This window comes from Microbacterium sp. NPDC089189 (assembly GCF_040685095.1).
GTDB lineage: Bacteria > Actinomycetota > Actinomycetes > Actinomycetales > Microbacteriaceae > Microbacterium.
In genome coordinates this window covers 50,892-66,673 of the sequence record NZ_JBFBHG010000012.1, presented here as the reverse complement: position 1 = coordinate 66,673, position 15,782 = coordinate 50,892, and the positions used below count along the sequence as shown (strand labels likewise).

14 protein-coding genes and 1 tRNA gene are annotated in these 15,782 nt (G+C 71.4%); 9 read left to right on the top strand and 6 right to left on the bottom strand.

Annotated features, from left to right (window positions below; genetic code table 11):
- Nucleotides 1–5: 5 nt before the first annotated feature.
- The 3 genes from AB0N73_RS08725 to AB0N73_RS08715 form a co-directional block, all read right to left on the bottom strand.
- Nucleotides 6–1,445 carry a CDP-glycerol glycerophosphotransferase family protein gene (locus tag AB0N73_RS08725; RefSeq protein ID WP_363562451.1) on the bottom strand — a complete coding sequence of 480 codons (1,440 nt, stop codon included), beginning with the start codon at nt 1,443–1,445 and terminating at the stop codon, nt 6–8.
- On the bottom strand, nt 1,442–2,707 hold the full coding sequence (locus AB0N73_RS08720; RefSeq protein ID WP_363562449.1) for a CDP-glycerol glycerophosphotransferase family protein: 1,266 nt from the start codon (nt 2,705–2,707) through the stop codon (nt 1,442–1,444). Before AB0N73_RS08720 ends, AB0N73_RS08725 begins: the two co-directional genes overlap by 4 nt.
- A 62-nt stretch (nt 2,708–2,769) precedes the next feature.
- Complete coding sequence (locus AB0N73_RS08715; protein ID WP_363562447.1) at nt 2,770–4,311, bottom strand: trypsin-like peptidase domain-containing protein; 1,542 nt, start codon at nt 4,309–4,311, stop codon at nt 2,770–2,772.
- A gap of 98 nt (nt 4,312–4,409) precedes the next feature.
- Between AB0N73_RS08715 and AB0N73_RS08710 the strand changes: the two genes are divergently transcribed.
- Complete coding sequence (locus tag AB0N73_RS08710; RefSeq protein ID WP_363562445.1) at nt 4,410–5,609, top strand: aminotransferase class I/II-fold pyridoxal phosphate-dependent enzyme; 1,200 nt, start codon at nt 4,410–4,412, stop codon at nt 5,607–5,609.
- Here AB0N73_RS08710 and AB0N73_RS08705 read toward each other — a convergent pair.
- Nucleotides 5,601–6,422 (bottom strand): carbon-nitrogen hydrolase family protein, encoded by an 822-nt coding sequence (locus tag AB0N73_RS08705; RefSeq protein ID WP_363562443.1) that lies wholly within the window; start codon nt 6,420–6,422, stop codon nt 5,601–5,603. The genes AB0N73_RS08710 and AB0N73_RS08705 overlap by 9 nt on opposite strands.
- An 88-nt stretch (nt 6,423–6,510) precedes the next feature.
- On the opposite strand from AB0N73_RS08705, the gene AB0N73_RS08700 reads away from it, so the two are divergent.
- Nucleotides 6,511–6,584: transfer RNA gene (locus AB0N73_RS08700), tRNA-Met, on the top strand.
- An 86-nt stretch (nt 6,585–6,670) separates the two neighbouring features.
- On the opposite strand, the gene AB0N73_RS08695 is transcribed toward AB0N73_RS08700, so the two are convergent.
- On the bottom strand, nt 6,671–7,150 hold the full coding sequence (locus AB0N73_RS08695) for a MarR family transcriptional regulator (RefSeq protein WP_363562441.1): 480 nt from the start codon (nt 7,148–7,150) through the stop codon (nt 6,671–6,673).
- A gap of 70 nt (nt 7,151–7,220) precedes the next feature.
- On the opposite strand from AB0N73_RS08695, the gene idi reads away from it, so the two are divergent.
- The 7 genes from idi to AB0N73_RS08660 are packed head-to-tail and all read left to right on the top strand — an operon-like array spanning nt 7,221 to nt 12,779.
- Nucleotides 7,221–7,778 carry an isopentenyl-diphosphate Delta-isomerase gene (idi, locus tag AB0N73_RS08690; protein ID WP_363562439.1) on the top strand — a complete coding sequence of 186 codons (558 nt, stop codon included), beginning with the start codon at nt 7,221–7,223 and terminating at the stop codon, nt 7,776–7,778.
- On the top strand, nt 7,775–8,833 hold the full coding sequence (locus AB0N73_RS08685) for a polyprenyl synthetase family protein (RefSeq protein WP_363562437.1): 1,059 nt from the start codon (nt 7,775–7,777) through the stop codon (nt 8,831–8,833). The genes idi and AB0N73_RS08685 overlap by 4 nt, the downstream gene beginning before the upstream one ends.
- Nucleotides 8,830–9,705: a squalene/phytoene synthase family protein gene (locus tag AB0N73_RS08680; protein WP_363562435.1), complete on the top strand. Its 876-nt coding sequence runs from the start codon at nt 8,830–8,832 to the stop codon at nt 9,703–9,705. Before AB0N73_RS08685 ends, AB0N73_RS08680 begins: the two co-directional genes overlap by 4 nt.
- Entirely contained in the window at nt 9,702–11,261 is a 1,560-nt protein-coding gene (gene crtI, locus AB0N73_RS08675; RefSeq protein ID WP_363562433.1) for a phytoene desaturase family protein, read from the top strand. The genes AB0N73_RS08680 and crtI overlap by 4 nt, the downstream gene beginning before the upstream one ends.
- Nucleotides 11,261–11,596, top strand: a complete 336-nt coding sequence (locus AB0N73_RS08670; RefSeq protein ID WP_363562431.1) for a lycopene cyclase domain-containing protein — start codon at nt 11,261–11,263, stop codon at nt 11,594–11,596. The genes crtI and AB0N73_RS08670 overlap by 1 nt, the downstream gene beginning before the upstream one ends.
- The gene (locus AB0N73_RS08665; protein WP_363562429.1) at nt 11,593–11,898 is read left to right on the top strand and encodes a lycopene cyclase domain-containing protein; all 306 of its coding nucleotides are present in this window, start codon (nt 11,593–11,595) and stop codon (nt 11,896–11,898) included. The genes AB0N73_RS08670 and AB0N73_RS08665 overlap by 4 nt, the downstream gene beginning before the upstream one ends.
- Complete coding sequence (locus AB0N73_RS08660) at nt 11,895–12,779, top strand: prenyltransferase (RefSeq protein WP_363562427.1); 885 nt, start codon at nt 11,895–11,897, stop codon at nt 12,777–12,779. Before AB0N73_RS08665 ends, AB0N73_RS08660 begins: the two co-directional genes overlap by 4 nt.
- Nucleotides 12,780–12,866: 87 nt before the next feature.
- Here the strand turns inward: AB0N73_RS08660 and AB0N73_RS08655 are convergent, their stop codons facing one another.
- Nucleotides 12,867–15,758: a UPF0182 family protein gene (locus AB0N73_RS08655; RefSeq protein ID WP_363562425.1), complete on the bottom strand. Its 2,892-nt coding sequence runs from the start codon at nt 15,756–15,758 to the stop codon at nt 12,867–12,869.
- Between the last annotated feature and the right edge of the window lie 24 nt (nt 15,759–15,782).

Here is a 15,782-nt window from a genome sequence, read left to right as displayed (position 1 = left end):
CCGGATCAGTCGCCGAGAAGACCCTGGTCGAGGATCCGTGCGACGACGCGCTCGGCCGCCTCGCCGTCGTCCCGGCCGTTGAACACGCGCTGCCAGTCCGCGTAGCGCTGGGCGTACTCCGCCGAGGTGTCGGCGAGCAGCGCCGAGGTCAGCATCTCCTGCGTGCGGACGATGGGCCCCGGAGCGCGTGCGGTCAGATCGAAGTAGAAGCCGCGCAGGTGCCCCCGGTAGTGCTCGAGGTCGGGCACCAGGAAGTACACGGGCTTGCCGGTCACGGTGAAATCGAACACGACCGAGGAGTAGTCGGTGACGAGCGCGTCGGCCGCGAGCAGCAGCTGCGCGGTGTCGGGGAAGCCGGTCACGTCGATCACGCGCGCGCCCTCGGCATCCCGACCCGGGATGAGCGTGCGGGAGTGTCCGCGCACGAGCACCACGGCCCCGGTGTCGTCGGCGAGGCGCTGCGCGTCGAGGAAGTCGACCATCTGCTCGCGATCGTCGCGCCAGGTGGGCGCGTAGAGGATCACGCTCTCGTCGGCGGCGATGCCGAGGCGGCCGCGCACATCCGCGGCGTCTCCGGTGCGCAGCACGTCGTTGCGCGGGTAGCCCTCGACCCAGATCGGGCGGCGGAAGAACGCGTAGGCCTTGCGCAGCACCCCGGCGGCGTACGGGTTCTGCGCGAGCAGGACGTCCCACCGCCGCGACTCCCGGACGACGGCGAGCATGCGCCGCGGGTCGAACCCGGGGCGGTGCAGCGCGAGCCGCTTCAGCGGGGTGCCGTGCCAGGTCTGCAGCACATGCTGACCGGGGCGGCGCACGTAGCGACGGCGCAGCCAGTCGTTCACGACGAGGAGCCGCGACACCGCACGGGCGCGCCACCACTCGGGGCTTCCCTCGACCACGGCGACCGCGCCCTCGGGGATCGCGACCGAGAGATCGACCACGCTCCAGTAGCGGGTCATACCCGGACGGCGACGCACGAGCTCCCGGTCGATCGCGAGCGGGTTGCAGCTGGCGTTGCGGCCGTAGAAGCTCTCGAAGAACACGGCGTCCTCCAGCGGTGCCCGCCCCGAGACGTAGGCGCGCTCCGCGGCCGCGCGTTCCTCATCCGACCCCCGCAGCGGGGCGATCGTCAGGGTCCACCCGTCGAGCTCCGCGTGCATGCCGTTCCGGTGCGGCGCCTCCGGGGCCTCGGGCGCCGCGGGCGGCGTCGCGCCGTCGGCCGGCGATACCCGCACGTCGTAGCGCCCGGACGGCAGCGGCAGCACGGCCCCGCCCCAGCGGGACGCGGTGAGCGGGATCGTCGCGGACCAGGTCTTTCCGCGCCCGGTGAGCCGGGCAGCGGTCCGCGCCCGCGCGCCCACCAGTTCGACGCGGGCGGGCCGGGGGCCGTCGCCGCGCAGGATGAGGACGGCATCGGCGCCGTCGCCCCAGCTCGCCGTGGTCATACGGTGTCCTTCCGAGAGGTCGCTCGAGGGTGTCGGGTGGCGTCCACGATGGCCCGGTACACGCGGTGCGCGTTGCGGCCGTCGCGGAACGCGTGTACCCGCGCATCCAGTCGCCGCGCCTGTTCGATGCGCGCACAACGGCTCTCGTCGTCGCCGAGGATGCGGTCCAGCTGCGCCGCTGCCTCGGCCCAGGTCGTGGCCGGGTCGTCACCGGCGACATCCGCATAGGTGCCGTAGAAGCCCCGCCGGGCGGCGTACGCGGCCTCATCCGGCGCCAGGTACACGACCGGAAGCGGCACGAGCGAGGAGTCGTACGCGAGCGAGGAGTAGTCGGTGATGAGGACGTCGAGTCCGGAGAGGAGCGGCGTGACATCGGCGACGAGGTCGCTGCCGAGCAACCTCACCCGCGGGTCGGGCACGGGCGGGGTGTACTCCCCCGCACCCAGCGGATGCGAGCGCACGAGCAGGATCGCGTCGTGCCGGTCGAGGAGCGCACCCAGGAGCGCCCAGTCCTCCGGTGCGGGGATCGCCGGATCGGCGTCGCCGTCGCGCCAGGTGGGCGCGTAGAGCAGCAGACGACCGTCCCCGATCGGCCCCGTCGCCTCGGCGATCGCCGTGCGGGCACGATCGCGGCGCTCCTCGGGCGACCCCTGCGACAGCACGTCGACACGCGGCTCCCCCAACACCGGGACGCTCTCGTCCGGCAGCGAGAACGCCGACTCGAGACGCGCACGCACCAGATGGGAGGCGGCCGGGAGCAGGCGGATGCGGCGCGTCGCGGAGCGGTACATCACACCGATCAGACGGCGCATCGCTTCCTGATCGGGCAGGATGGCGCTGCGCACCGTCTCGGGCGAGTCGATGCCGATCCGCTTGAGCGGGATCCCATGCCACAGCTGCACGATGTAGGCACCCGAGACGCCGTATCGGTTGACGTCGCCGAATCCGTGCGTCACGACGACGACACCGGCCCGCGCCGTGCGCCAGAGCCCCCGCCAGGAGTGCTTGGGCACCGTGCGGATCCCGAGCGCGGCGGCCGCGCGCTCCTGCGCGACGCCGTCGGTCAGCCAGACGGTGCGCTGCTCGCGCGGCTGCGTCTCGCGCCAGAGCGCCAAGGCGCCCTCCGTCACTCCCGCGGCGCTCCCGAACACCCACTGATCGCGCGCCCGCGGCACGACGAGGGTGAGAAGTCGCCCCGCGGCATACAGCGGGAGCGCGAGGAGCTTCCTCGCGTTCCCGTCGCCGAACGAGAAGGACGCCACCTCGCGAGCCTATCGCGAGGTGGCGTCCGGGATTCGGCGCCCGTGCGGGCGGCGGATCCGTGTTACTGCAGCGTGCCGAGCGTCACGTCGGTCGTGCGCGTCTGCCCGTCGCGGACGTACGTGACCTCGACCTCCGCACCGCCCGCGGCGGCCCGCACCTGGGCCGTCAGGTCGATGGCGTCCGAGATCGGCACGCCGTCGAACGCGGTGACGATGTCACCCGACTGGATCCCCGCCGCGGCCGCGGCGCTGCCGTCGGTCACGTCGGCGATCGCTGCGCCCTCGATCGTGGCGTTCTCGAGGCTCGCGGCATCCTGCACCGTGGCCCCCAGCAGGCCGTGGGTGGCGGACCCGTTCGCGATGATCTCGTCGGCGATGCGCTGCGCGATGTTCGAGGGGATCGCGAAGCCGACGCCGATGTTGCCGGACTGACCCGAGCTCGTGCCGCCCGAGGAGGCGATCGCGACGTTGATGCCAATCAGGTCGCCGTTCTTGTCGACCAGCGCGCCGCCGGAGTTTCCGGGGTTGATCGCCGCGTCGGTCTGGATGACGGCGATCTTGATGGTCGAGCTCGCCGTCGAGGAGCCCGACTGGCCCTGTCCGAAGTCGAACTGGAACGGACCGCCCTGCTGGCCCTCGTCGTCCTGGCTGGAGGAGTCCTCGGGGGCGGCGGAGGAGGCGATCTCGATCGACCGGTTCAGCGCGCTCACGATGCCCGTGGTCACGGTGTTGTCGAGGCCGAGCGGCGCGCCGAGCGCCATGGTGTCCTCGCCCACGTTGAGGTCGCTCGAATCCGCGAACTCGATCGGGGTCAGCCCGCTCGCGTCCTCGAGCTTGATGACGGCGAGGTCGTAGGTCGGGTCGGTGCCGACGATGCTCGCGCGGTACACACGACCGTCCGAGGTCGTGACGCTGACGGTCGCGTCGGCGGTCGCGCCGTCGAGGGTGACCACGTGCGTGTTCGTGAGGACATAGCCGTCCTCCGAGAGGACGACGCCCGACCCGGTGCCGCCGCCGCTCGAGGATCGCGCCGAGATCGTCACGACGCTCGGCAGCGCCTTGGCGGCGACCGCCGAGACCTGGTTGACGTCGTCGGTGTCGTTGACCGTGACGACGGTGGGGCTGCTGGCCGCGGTCGTCTCGGAGCCGCCCCAGAGGTTGAGCCCGGCGTAGGTGCCGCCGATGCCGGCCGCACCGCCCACGAGGGCTGCCGCGACGAGGAGGCCGACGGCCTTGCCGACGCCGCCGGACTTCTTGGCCGCGGGAGCGGCGGGCTTCGGCGCCTCGCCCAGCGGGAGGGTGGGCGCGGTCTGCCCGGGAGCACCGAAGGCGGCCCCGGGGGCTGCGGCGTACGGCGGACGGGCGCCGGCGTGCGCGGCCGGGTACGGCGGGCGCGGCGGCATCGCGGGCGCCGGGTAGGGCGCGCCGGCGGGCCGCGCGGGGCCGACGGGTGCGCCGGATGCCGGCGGCACCGGTGCCGCGGGGGCCGACGGGGCGGGGCCGGCGGCGGGCGCAGGCGTCGCTGCGGCGGGCGTCGCGGCGGGCGTCGTGGGCTGCGAAGCGTCGTCGGCGGGTTCGGGGCGGACGCCCTCGGTGTCACTCATGGTTGCTCCTTCTGACAGGCATTCATCACCCTGACGTCCATGTCTGTGCGTTGGCTATGGCGGCCATGGGACGCGCCTATGCGACTAACCTGTGTCGAATGCGAAACCCGAGCGGTGGCTGGCAGCGTGTGGCGTCGAGCACGGGGCTCCTGGCCGCCGACGGCTCGTCCTCTCCCACCATCTTCGCCGAGATGAGCGCCCTTGCGGCCGAAACGGGCGCAATCAACCTGGGACAGGGGTTCCCGGATGAGGATGGGCCCGCCGAGGTGCTCGAGGCGGCTCGCGCGGCGATCGCGTCGGGAGTCAACCAGTACCCGCCCGGCCGCGGCACCGCCGACCTCCGCGCCGCGATCGCCGAGCATCAGGCCCGGTTCTACGGGCTGGCCGTCGACCCCGACCGCGAGGTGCTCGTCACCGCGGGCGCGACGGAGGCGCTGGCGGCGACGCTCCTGGCCGTCCTCGAGCCCGGAGACGAGGTCGTCGTCTTCGAGCCGTTCTACGACGCGTACGCCGCGGGGGTCGCTCTGGCCGGCGGCGTCCTGGTGACCGTGCCGCTGCTCTGGCCCACGTTCCAGCCCGACCTGGACGAGCTGCGCCGCGCCGTCGGCGACCGCACGCGCGTCATCCTGGTCAACGACCCGCACAACCCCACCGGCGTCGTCTTCGACGACGAGGTGCGCCGGGAGGTCGTGCGGCTGGCGCACCGGCACGACGCGCTGATCGTGACCGACGAGGTCTACGAGCACCTCGTGTTCGACGGCCGGACGCACGTGCCGATCGCGACGGTTCCGGAGGCGCGGGAGCGCACCATCACGATCTCGTCCGGCGGGAAGACGTTCTCGACCACGGGGTGGAAGATCGGCTGGGTCATCGCGCCGCCGGCGCTGATCGACATGATCCTGACCGTGAAGCAGTTCCTCACCTACGTCAACGGCTCCCCCTTCCAGCCCGCGATCGCGGTGGGGCTGCGCCTGCCCGACGCCTTCTTCCGCGGGATCGCCGCCGTCCTCGAGCGCAAACGCGATCTGCTGCGCAGCGGGCTCGCCGCCGCGGGGCTGCCGACCTTCCGCGCGGCGGGCTCGTACTTCACCGTCGCGGACGCCTCGGAGCTGGGCGTCGAGGACGCGCGGGCGTTCTGCCTCGAGCTCCCCGCACGTGCCGGTGTCGTCGCCATCCCGCTCGCGGCGTTCGTCACGACGGCGCATCGCGCGCGCTACGCGCCGCTGGTGCGGTTCGCGGCCTGCAAGCGGGTCGACGTCATCGAGGACGCGACGCGCCGGCTCGCGGCGTCACGCTGAGGGCGCGGTGTCGTCGGCGATCACGCGATAGCGCCGGAGCCGCAACGCCGGGTTGAGCGCGCGCACCCGGTCGATCTCGTCGCGTTCGATCCGCGCCAGGGCGATCCCCTGCCCGACCCCGATGCCGGCGACGGTCACCCCCTGCGGATCGATGATCGCGGAGCGCCCCACGCCCAAGGGCGGCGGGTGGTCCGCCGCCGCCACGTACACGGTGTTCTCGATCGCCCGCGCCTGCAGCAGGGTGTCCCACTGCTGCTCCTTGAGCGGGCCGCGCACCCACTCGGCCGGCACGAGGACGACGTCGGCACCCGCATCCACCAACCGCCGCGCGGCTTCGGGGAACCGCAGGTCGTAACAGGTCATGATGCCGCAGGCGAAGCCGTCCACCGTCACGAGCTGCGGGGCGTCGAGCGCGCCCGGGGCGACCCAGTCCGACTCGCGCTGACCGAACGCGTCGTAGAGGTGCTGCTTGCGGTAGTGGGCGACCAGGCCCCCGGCCCCCACCGCGACGACCGTGTTGTGCACTCGCCGGCCGTCGGCCGCGCGTTCCACCATGCCCGCCACGAGCGTCGCGTCGATCCGCCCCGCGATCGTCTCGAGCGTCCGCACGAACGGACCGTCGAGATCCTCGGCGGCCTCGCGGAGCGACGCGTCGAAGGGGTCGGTGAAGAAGCTGCTGTACTCCGGCAGCACGATCAGTCGGGCGCCGCGCGCTGCCGCGTCGCCCGCCAGGCGCTCGACCTCGCGGAGGTTCGCCTCGCGATCGGATGTCGGCGCGAACTGCGCGACGGCGAGAGCGAGGGATGCGGGCACTCCCCCATCCTCCCGACTGCGATCGAGGACGGCAAGCGCGTCCCGATTCGCCTGCTCTCAGAATCCGTGCTAGGTTTACTTCTTGTGCCGCGGGGTGGAGCAGTTCGGTAGCTCGCTGGGCTCATAACCCAGAGGTCGCAGGTTCAAATCCTGTCCCCGCAACAAAAAGAAGAAGGCGTCCCTCCGGGGGCGCCTTCTTCGCGTGGTGCCCATGTGCGCCGTCGCGACGACCCCGAGGCCGTCCTGCGCTACTCCTCGGTGTCGATGGCGACAGAGATGCGGTCAAGGAAATCCGAGATCACGACGAGTTCTTCGGACGAGTACTCCTCGGCCACGGTCCGCATCGCGACGATGCTGTCGCGGAAATGGAGCATGAACTCGTGCCGCGACTTGTCGGTCAGACCGATCACCCGCGCCCGTCCGTCGTGCGGGTGCGGCAGCCGCACGACGTGCCCGCTCCCGGACAACCGGTCGATGAGCTTCGTCGTCGAGGCGGTCGAGATCCGCAGATGCCGCGCGATGTCGTGCGGGCTCACGGACTGCTCCCGCTGCTCGCGGATGATGAGCATGCGGATGGCGGCGAGGTCGGTGGCATTCATGTCCATGTCGCCCTTCATGCCGCTGTACATGCGGTCCATGGCGTCGCTGAACGCTCGGATCCCGGCCAGGACCTCCCAGACGGCGCGATCACGCGCGCTCATCGCAGCGCTATCACGCGGTTCAGCCATGTGGACACCCTCGAGCCTCGTCTGTATCGTTTATCGAACTCGCTAGATAAACTAGCAAACGGGAGGGCTCATGAACACGACCGATGATGTCGTTCTGGTCGACGATGAGGGCAACGAGATCGGAACGGCCCCCAAGAGCAGCGTGCACGGCACCGACACGGCCCTGCACCTGGCGTTCTCGTGCCACGTCCGCGACGACGAGGGGCGCGTGCTCGTGACCCGTCGCGCCCTCGAGAAGCGCACCTGGCCGGGCGTGTGGACCAACTCGTTCTGCGGTCACCCGCGCCCCGCCGAGCCGCTCCTGCACGCCGTCAAGCGCCATGCGGAGTCCGAGCTGGGCCTGCAGCTGGCCGACATCGAGCTCGCCCTCCCGCTCTTCCGCTACCGCGCGACCGATGCCAGCGGCATCGTCGAGCACGAGATCTGCCCGGTGTACACGGCCCGCGCCGCGTCCCCGCTCACGCCGAACCCGAACGAGGTCGTCGAGACCCGCTGGGTGGAGCCGAGCGAGCTCGTGGCGGCGCTCGACGCCGCACCGTGGGCGTTCAGCCCGTGGCTGGTGCTGCAGGCGCAACAGCTCGACCTCTTCACGTCGGCACGACGCAGCACCCCGGTGGCCGCTCGATGATCGACGCCCTCTCCCCCGCCGTCCGCGCCGGGATCGACGACGCCGTCGACGGCGCCCTGGCTCGCATCCGCGACCGCGCACGCGGGCTCGGCGAGGGCTTCGACGTGCTGGCGGCCGCCGTGACCCGCGCGGCGAGCGGGGGCAAGCGGTTCCGCCCCGCGAACGTGGTGGCGGCGTACCAGGCCTTCGACGGACGCGACGAGGGACTGCCGGCCGTGTACCAGGTGGCGGCCGCGTTCGAGCTCCTGCACGCGGCGTTCGTCGTGCACGACGACGTCATCGACCACGATCTCGAGCGCCGCGGCGCCCCCAACATCGCGGGCGAGTTCGAGGTGCGCGGGGCCGCGCTCGGAGCGGATGCGACCGGCCGATCCGATCTCGGCACCGCCGCCGCGATCCTCGGCGGCGACCTGCTCCTCTACGAAGCGACACGGCTCATCGCCCTCGCCGACGTGCCGAGCACCGTCCGGGCGTCCCTCATGGGACTGTTCGACGACGCGGTGACGGTGTCGGCGGCGGGCGAGCTGGCCGACGTCGAGAACGCGCTGGGAGCGGGCGACCTCGGCGCCGACGACGTGCTGACGACGGCGCACGACAAGACGGCCGTGTACTCGTTCGACGCCCCCCTGCGGGCCGGCGCCATGCTCGCAGGGGCGGACGACGCCGTCCTCACCGCGCTGAGCGTCAGCGGCGGCCGCCTGGGCCTCGCGTTCCAGCTGGTCGACGACCTGATCGGCGCCTTCGGCACCACCGTGCAGACCGGGCGCGACGTGGGCGTGGATCTCCGTGCCGCCAAGCGCACGCCCCTGATCTCGCTCGCGCGGCAGAGCCCCACCTGGGATGCGGTGAGCGAAGCCCTGGCGGTCGCCCACACCGGACCCGTCGCCGTCCTCCAGGCGCAGCGGGTGCTCGATGCGAGCGGCGCGCGTGAACGGCTCGCGACCCTGATCGCTGGCACACTGGATGCGGCGCGCACCGCGGCGTCGGATCTGCCCGAACCCGCCCACCGTCTCATCGATCAGCTCGCCGTCCGAATCGGAGAACGCATCCCGTGAGTCCACGTGACGACACCGCGACCGGCCTCCGGTTGTACGACAGGACGGCCGTGGGTGCCGCGGCATCCGTCATCCGCGCCTACTCGACCTCGTTCTCGCTCGCGACGCGCCTGCTCGGCCCCCGGCCCCGCCCGCATGTCCGCAACGTCTACGCCCTCGTGCGGGTCGCGGACGAGATCGTCGACGGTCCCGCCGAGGAGGCGGGACTCGACGCGGCCGCACGCGGCGCCGTGCTCGACGCGCTCGAGCAGGAGACGCGGGATGCCGTCGCCCGCGGCTTCAGCGCCAACCTCGTCGTGCACGCCTTCGCGCTGACCGCCCGCGAGTGCGGGATCGACGAGTCGCTCACCGGCCCCTTCTTCGCGTCGATGCGCACCGACCTCACCGCCACCGCGCACGACGACAGCTCGCACGACGCCTACGTCTACGGCTCGGCCGAGGTCGTCGGGCTCATGTGCCTCGCCGTCTTCGAGAACGCGGGGCGGCGGCGCCCCACTCCTCCCCCCGCCGAGCTCGTCGCGGGCGCGCGGGCGCTGGGTCGGGCCTTCCAGGACGTCAACTTCCTCCGCGACCTCGACCACGACGCCGGGGCGCTGGGGCGCGACTACCTGGGGGTCGACGGCACGCGGCGCACCCGCGACGACGTGCTCGACCGCATCGACGACGACCTGGCCCTCGCCGCCGGGATGATCCCGGAGCTCCCCTCGGACTGCCGGCGCGCGGTCACCGCCGCCCACGACCTCTTCGCCGCCCTGTCCGAGAAGCTCCGCCACGACCGCGGCACCGAGCGCGTCAGCGTTCCCGCACGACAGAAGGCCGCCCTCGCGGCCCGCGCCTGGTGGGGCGCCGAGCCCCGCGGGAGCCGACGATGAGCGCGCAGCGGGCGGTCGTCATCGGCGGCGGGATCGCGGGTCTGGCCACCGCGTCGCTCCTGAGCGACGAGGGCTACGCCGTGACCCTCCTCGAGGGGCGCGACGAGCTGGGCGGCCGTGCCGGCAGCTGGGAGCGCGACGGCTTCCGGTTCGACACCGGGCCGAGCTGGTACCTCATGCCCGAGGTGTTCGACCACTTCTTCCGCCTGCTCGGCACCACGTCCGCGCAGGAGCTGGACCTCGTGCCGCTCGAGCCCGCCTACCGCGTCTACGCGGAGTCCTCGCTGGACGGCGCTCCGCTCGACGTGGTGTCGGGTCGCGACGAGGTGCGGGCGCTGTTCGAGTCGATCGAGCCGGGGGCGGGCGCCGCACTCGACGCCTACCTCGACTCGGCGGGCGAGGCGTACGACCTCGCCGTCTCCCGCTTCCTCTACGACACCTACGAGTCCTACGGCAACCTCGCCGACCCGGCGGTCGTGCGGCGCCTCGGCACCCTCGCGTCGCTGCTGACCGTGCCGCTCCAGACGCGCATCGACAAGCGCTTCACCGACACGCGGCTGCGTCAGATCCTCGGGTACGCGGGCGTGTTCCTGGGCGGCTCGCCCTACGAGCTGCCCAGCCTGTACCACCTCATGAGCCACCTCGACCTCGACGACCAGGTGCGCTACCCGCGCGGCGGGTTCTCGGCCATGATCGAGGCCTTCGCGCGCCTGGCGCGTGGGCGCGGTGTGGTCGTCGAGACGGGTGCCGAGGTGGCCCGCATCCTGACCGAGGACGGTACCGCCCGCGGCGCCGTCACGACCGACGGCCGGCGTTTCGACGCCGACATCGTCGTCTCGACCGCCGACCTGCACCACACCGAGACGCGGATGCTGGCGCCCGCAGAGCGCACGTACCCCGAGAAGTGGTGGCAGAAGAAGACACCGAGCTACGGCGCGCTGCTCGTCCTCCTCGGGGTGCGCGGTGAGCTGCCCGCGCTCGCCCACCACACCCTGCTGTTCACCGAGGACTGGAAGAAGAACTTCGCCGCGATCTTCGGTGCCGACGCGCACATCCCCGACCCCGCCTCGCTCTACGTCTGCCGTCCCAGCGCGACCGACGACACGGTGGCCCCGGACGGTCACGAGAACCTCTTCGTGCTCGTACCCATCCCCGCAGATCCCGCACTCGGGCGCGGGGGCGCCGACGGCACCGGCGACGACGTCATCGAGCGCGCCGCCGATGCCGCCATCGACCAGATCGCCGCGTGGTGCGACATCCCCGACCTCCGTGAGCGCATCGTCGTGCGCCGAACGATCGCGCCCGGCGATTTCGAGGCCGACCTGCACGCCTGGCGTGGCAACGCGCTCGGTCTCGCCCACCCGCTGCGCCAGTCGGCCCTGTTCCGCCCGCGCAACGCATCGGGCAAGGTCGCCGGTCTCTACTACGCAGGCGCCTCGGTCCTGCCGGGCATCGGTCTGCCGATGTGCCTCATCTCGGCCGAGCTCGTGATCAAACGACTGCGCGGCGACCGCACCGCAGGGCCCCTGGCGGAACCCGCGACGGATCCGGCCTGATGCCGGGCGTGTACCTCGCCGCCATCCTGCTGAGCGCCGCCGGCATCGCCGCTCTCGACGCGCGATTCCGGTTGGCGCTGTGGGCGCGGCCCGGGCGCAGCGCGGCCGCGGTCGGCATCGGCACGCTCTTCTTCCTGGCGTGGGATGCGGTGGGCATCGCGACCGGCGTCTTCGTCAAGGGCGACAGCCCGCTGCTGCTCGGGATCGACCTCGCCCCGCACCTGCCGCTGGAGGAACCCGTGTTCCTCGCCTTCCTCTGCTATCTGGCGCTCGTCGTCCACGCGGCCGCGATGCGGATCCGGCCGCGGGCGCGGGCGCGGAAGGATCAGACGTGACCTACGCCCTCATCGTCGTGCCGTTCGTCCTGATCACCGCCGCGGTGACGCTGTGGAGCGCGCGGCGGCCGGGATTCGGACGCCGGATGCGCGCGTCGCTCGTCGCCGCCATCGTGCTGGTGGTGCTGACCGCCGTGTTCGACAACCTGATGATCGCCGCGGACCTGTTCACTTACCCCGAGACGCACCTCAGCGGCATCCGCATCGGCCTCGCGCCGATCGAGGACTTCTCCTACCCGATCTGCGCGGCCTTCGGCGTCCCCGCCGTGCTCGCGCTCCTTCCCCGTCGAGGAGACTCGTGACCGACCCCCGCCCCGCCGGCGTGCTGCGCACGCTGCTGCTGTCGTCGCGCCCCGTCAGCTGGATCAACACCGCGTTCCCCTTCGCCGCGGCGGTGCTGCTGACCACGCGCCAGATCGATCTGACCCTGATCCTCGGCACCCTGTTCTTCCTCGTGCCCTACAACCTGGCGATGTACGGGATCAACGACGTCTTCGACTACGAGTCGGACCTGCGCAACCCCCGCAAGGGCGGCGCGCACGGGGCGGTGCTCGACCGGCGCCTGCACACCATCACGCTGTGGGCGGCGGCGCTCACGTGCCTGCCCTTCGTGGTCTACCTCGTGGTCGTCGGCTCACCGTTGTCGTGGCTCGTGCTGGCGATCAGCCTGTTCTTCGTGGTGTTCTACTCGGCGCCGCCCCTGCGGCTCAAAGAGGTGCCGTTCGCCGATTCGATGACGAGCAGCATCCACTTCTTCTCCCCCGCCGTGTACGGCCTCGTGCTCGCCGGCGCCGAGTGGACGCCCGCGCTGGTCGCGATCATCGTGGCCTTCGCGATCTGGGGCGTCGCCTCGCACGCCTTCGGTGCGGTGCAGGACGTCACCGCGGACCGCGAGGCGGGGATCGCCTCGATCGCCACAGTGCGCGGCGCACGGTGGACCGTGCGCTTCGCTCTCACGGCGTACCTCGTCGCCGGTCTCGTCATGCTCCTGACGACGTGGCCAGGGCCGCTGGGCGCCCTGCTGGTCGTGCCGTACCTGCTCGCCCTGTGGCCGTATCGCAGCATCACCGACGAGACGTGCGAACGCGCGACGACCGGATGGCGCCGCTTCCTCTGGATCAACCAGATCGCCGGCTTCGGTGCGACCCTGCTGATGATCTGGTGGGCGCTGCTGACCGCGTGACGCCGTCGCGCTGACGGGATCGTCCCCCGGCAACGAAGAACGCCTCCCGCGCGATGCGGGAGGCGTTCTTCTGTCACGCGGGCGGGATCACTGCCCCTCAAGCTCCAGCAGGCGCTCGATGGCGGCGGTCAGTCGACCGTCGGCCTCGCCGTAGGCCGTCCAGTCACCGGCCTGCATCGCCGTGTTGCGGTCCAGCATGGCCTGCTGCGCGTCCTGCAGGGCCGCCTGGTAGTCGGCCGCGGGGATCGTCGGCGTGGTGGTGCCGCCGTCTTCCGGGGTCGGCGTCTCGGGGTCGGTCGGTGCGACCTCCTCGTCACCGGCGTTCGCACCCGAGTCGCCGCCGAACAGCGCGTTCAGCGCCTCGTTCAGCGTGTTCTCGAATGCGATCTCGGTACCGAAGGCGACCAGGACGCGCTGCAGCTGCGGCAACTGGGTGCCGCTGGAGGCCTGCACGAACACCGGCTGCACGTACAGCAGGCCACCGCCGACGGGCAACGTCAGCAGGTTTCCGTTGAGCACCTCGGACTGGCCCTGCTGCAGGATGTTGATCTGCGAGGACACACCCGGATCCGAGTTGAACGTGTTCTGCACCTGACCGGGGCCGGGCACCGTCGTGTCGGCTGTGATCTCGAGCAGTCGCAGCTTGCCGTAGTCCTCGCTCTTGACGCCGTCCTGGCCGCCCGCATCCGAGTCCACCGACAGGTAGCCCATCAGCACGTTGCGCGAATCGGCGCCCGTGGACTGCGGGATGAAGCTCGTGAACATCGAGTACTTCGGCGCCGGCTGACCGGGCATCTGCATGGTCAGGTAGTACGGCGGCTGGTTGACGTCGGGGTTCTGCGGGTCGGCCGGGGTCGACCACGCGTTGTCCCGCTCGTAGAGCGACAGCGCCGTGTCGACGTGGTACTCGCCGAGCATCGCGCGCTGCACCTTGAACAGGTCGGTCGGGTAGCGCACGTGGCTCATGAGATCGGCCGACATCTCGGTCATCGAGGTGAGCGTCGACGGGTAGACCTTCTGCCATGCCTGCAGCAGCGGGTCCTCTTCATCCCACGCGTACAACGTGACCGAGCCGTCGTAGGCGTCGACCGTGGCCTTGACCGAGTTGCGGATGTAGTTGACGTTGTCGAGCGCGACGCGCGGCGTCGGGTTGTTGGCGTCCTCGATGGCCTGCGACATGCTCGTCGCCGTCGAGTACGGGTACTGGTCGCTCGTCGTGTAGCCGTCGACGATCCAGACGATCCGGCCGTCCACGACGCTCGGGTACGGGTCGGAGTCCAGCGTCAGGTACGGCGCCGCCTTCTGCACGCGGGTCGCGGGGTCGCGGTCGTAGAGGATCTGCGACTCCTCGTTGATCGCGTCCGAGAACACGATCTGCTCCGACTGGAACTTGAGGGCGTAGATGAGCCGGTTGAACACGTTGCCGATCGACGGTCCGCCGTCGCCGTCAAACGTCGTACGGGTGTCGTTGCCGCCGTCGCTGCCCGACGGGTAGTCGAGTTCGATCGGGGCGGTGTCGGCCGGGGCGCCGACGATCGAGTACGCGGGCGAGTTCTCGCCGAAGTACACGCGCGGCTCGTAGTCCTGCTCCGTGAGGAAGCCGGTCGACGGGATGCCGCTCTCGATGAAGACCGGGTCTCCGTCGGTCGTGCGCTCGTTGCCCTTGGCGACCACCAGGCCGTAGCCGTGGGTGTAGACGAGGGTGGAGTTCTGCCACGAGGCCGCGTCGCCGAGCCCGTTGGTGTTGACCTCGCGCACCGAGACGATGGTGTCCTGCGACTGGCCGTCGATCTGATAGCGGTCGACGTCGAGCGGGTCGTCGAAGAAGTAGTACTGGCGGTACTGCTGCAGCTGACGCACGGTCGGCTGGATGATGGCCGGGTCCATGATGCGGATCGACGCGGTCGTCTCGGCGTCCGAGCGCAGCTGGCCGGGCTCGGCGTCGGTGACGGCGTCGTAGTCGGTCGTCTCGAGCCCGTCGATGCCGAACGCCGTCTTCGTCGCCTCGAGGTTGCGCTCGAAGTACGGCATCTCGAGGGCGCGCTGGTTGGGGCGCACCTGGACGGTGTTGACGATCCACGGGTAGGCGACGCCCACGACGAGGGACGTCACGACGAGCAGCGCGGTCGCGATCAGCGGGTAGCGCCAGCGGCCGATGACGGCCGTGACGAAGAAGAGGATGGCGACGATGATGGCGACGATAGAGAGGATCGCGAGCCCGGGGATCGTCGCGTTGACGGCCGTGTAGCTCGCGCCCGTGATCCGGTCGCCCGGCTCGGTCAACGTGCGGAACCGGTCGAGGAAGAGGCTGCCGGCCTGCAGCAGCAGATAGAGGCCGGCGATGACGGCGAGCTGGATGCGGGCGGGCTTGGAGATGCGGAGCTCACGCTGTCCGATGCGCACCGATCCGTAGAGGTACGAGACCAGCGCGGTGACGAGCAGGCTCACCAGCACCACGGCCGACGCGAAGCCCAGCAGGCCCGAGTAGAACGGCAGCGCGAAGAGATAGAAGCCGGTGTCGAGACCGAACTGCGGGTCGACCGTGTCGGTCTGCACGCCGTTGAGCCACAGCGCCGTGGTCTCCCACTGCGCGGACGCCGCGAACCCGGCGAAGAAGCCGAAGAAGATCGGGATCCCCCACATCGCGAGACGCCGGAGCGGCTCGACGACCTCCTGGTAGCGATCGAGCTGGGAGCTCAGCCGCACGTAGACGGGGCGGAGGCGGTAGGCCAGCTGGATGGCGATCCAGATCGGGATCGCCATGCCGAGGAAGCCCACGGCGAACATGGCCACGCGCGCCACCCACTGCGTCACGAGGACGGAGCTGATGCCGAGCTGGTCGTACCAGGCCCAGTCCGCGTAGAGGTTGGCGAAGAGGAAGAACGCCACGGCCAACGCGGCGACCACCCCGAGGGAGATCGCGATCACCCGCCGGGAGCGGTTTACGGGGACGGGCGTCGGCGCAGAGGTCGAAGTCACCCCTCCATCCTACGAGCGTCCTTC

Excerpts from the sequence above, each read along its gene's own strand:
- AB0N73_RS08685 (WP_363562437.1), top strand. The coding sequence starts at position 7,775 with ATGATCGACGCCCTCTCCCCCGCCGTCCGCGCCGGGATCGACGACGCC.
- idi (WP_363562439.1), top strand. The coding sequence starts at position 7,221 with ATGAACACGACCGATGATGTCGTTCTGGTCGACGATGAGGGCAACGAG.
- crtI (WP_363562433.1), top strand. The coding sequence starts at position 9,702 with ATGAGCGCGCAGCGGGCGGTCGTCATCGGCGGCGGGATCGCGGGTCTG.
- AB0N73_RS08710 (WP_363562445.1), top strand. The coding sequence starts at position 4,410 with ATGCGAAACCCGAGCGGTGGCTGGCAGCGTGTGGCGTCGAGCACGGGG.
- AB0N73_RS08695 (WP_363562441.1), bottom strand. The coding sequence starts at position 7,150 with ATGGCTGAACCGCGTGATAGCGCTGCGATGAGCGCGCGTGATCGCGCC.
- AB0N73_RS08670 (WP_363562431.1), top strand. The coding sequence starts at position 11,261 with ATGCCGGGCGTGTACCTCGCCGCCATCCTGCTGAGCGCCGCCGGCATC.
- AB0N73_RS08725 (WP_363562451.1), bottom strand. The coding sequence starts at position 1,445 with ATGACCACGGCGAGCTGGGGCGACGGCGCCGATGCCGTCCTCATCCTG.
- AB0N73_RS08715 (WP_363562447.1), bottom strand. The coding sequence starts at position 4,311 with ATGAGTGACACCGAGGGCGTCCGCCCCGAACCCGCCGACGACGCTTCG.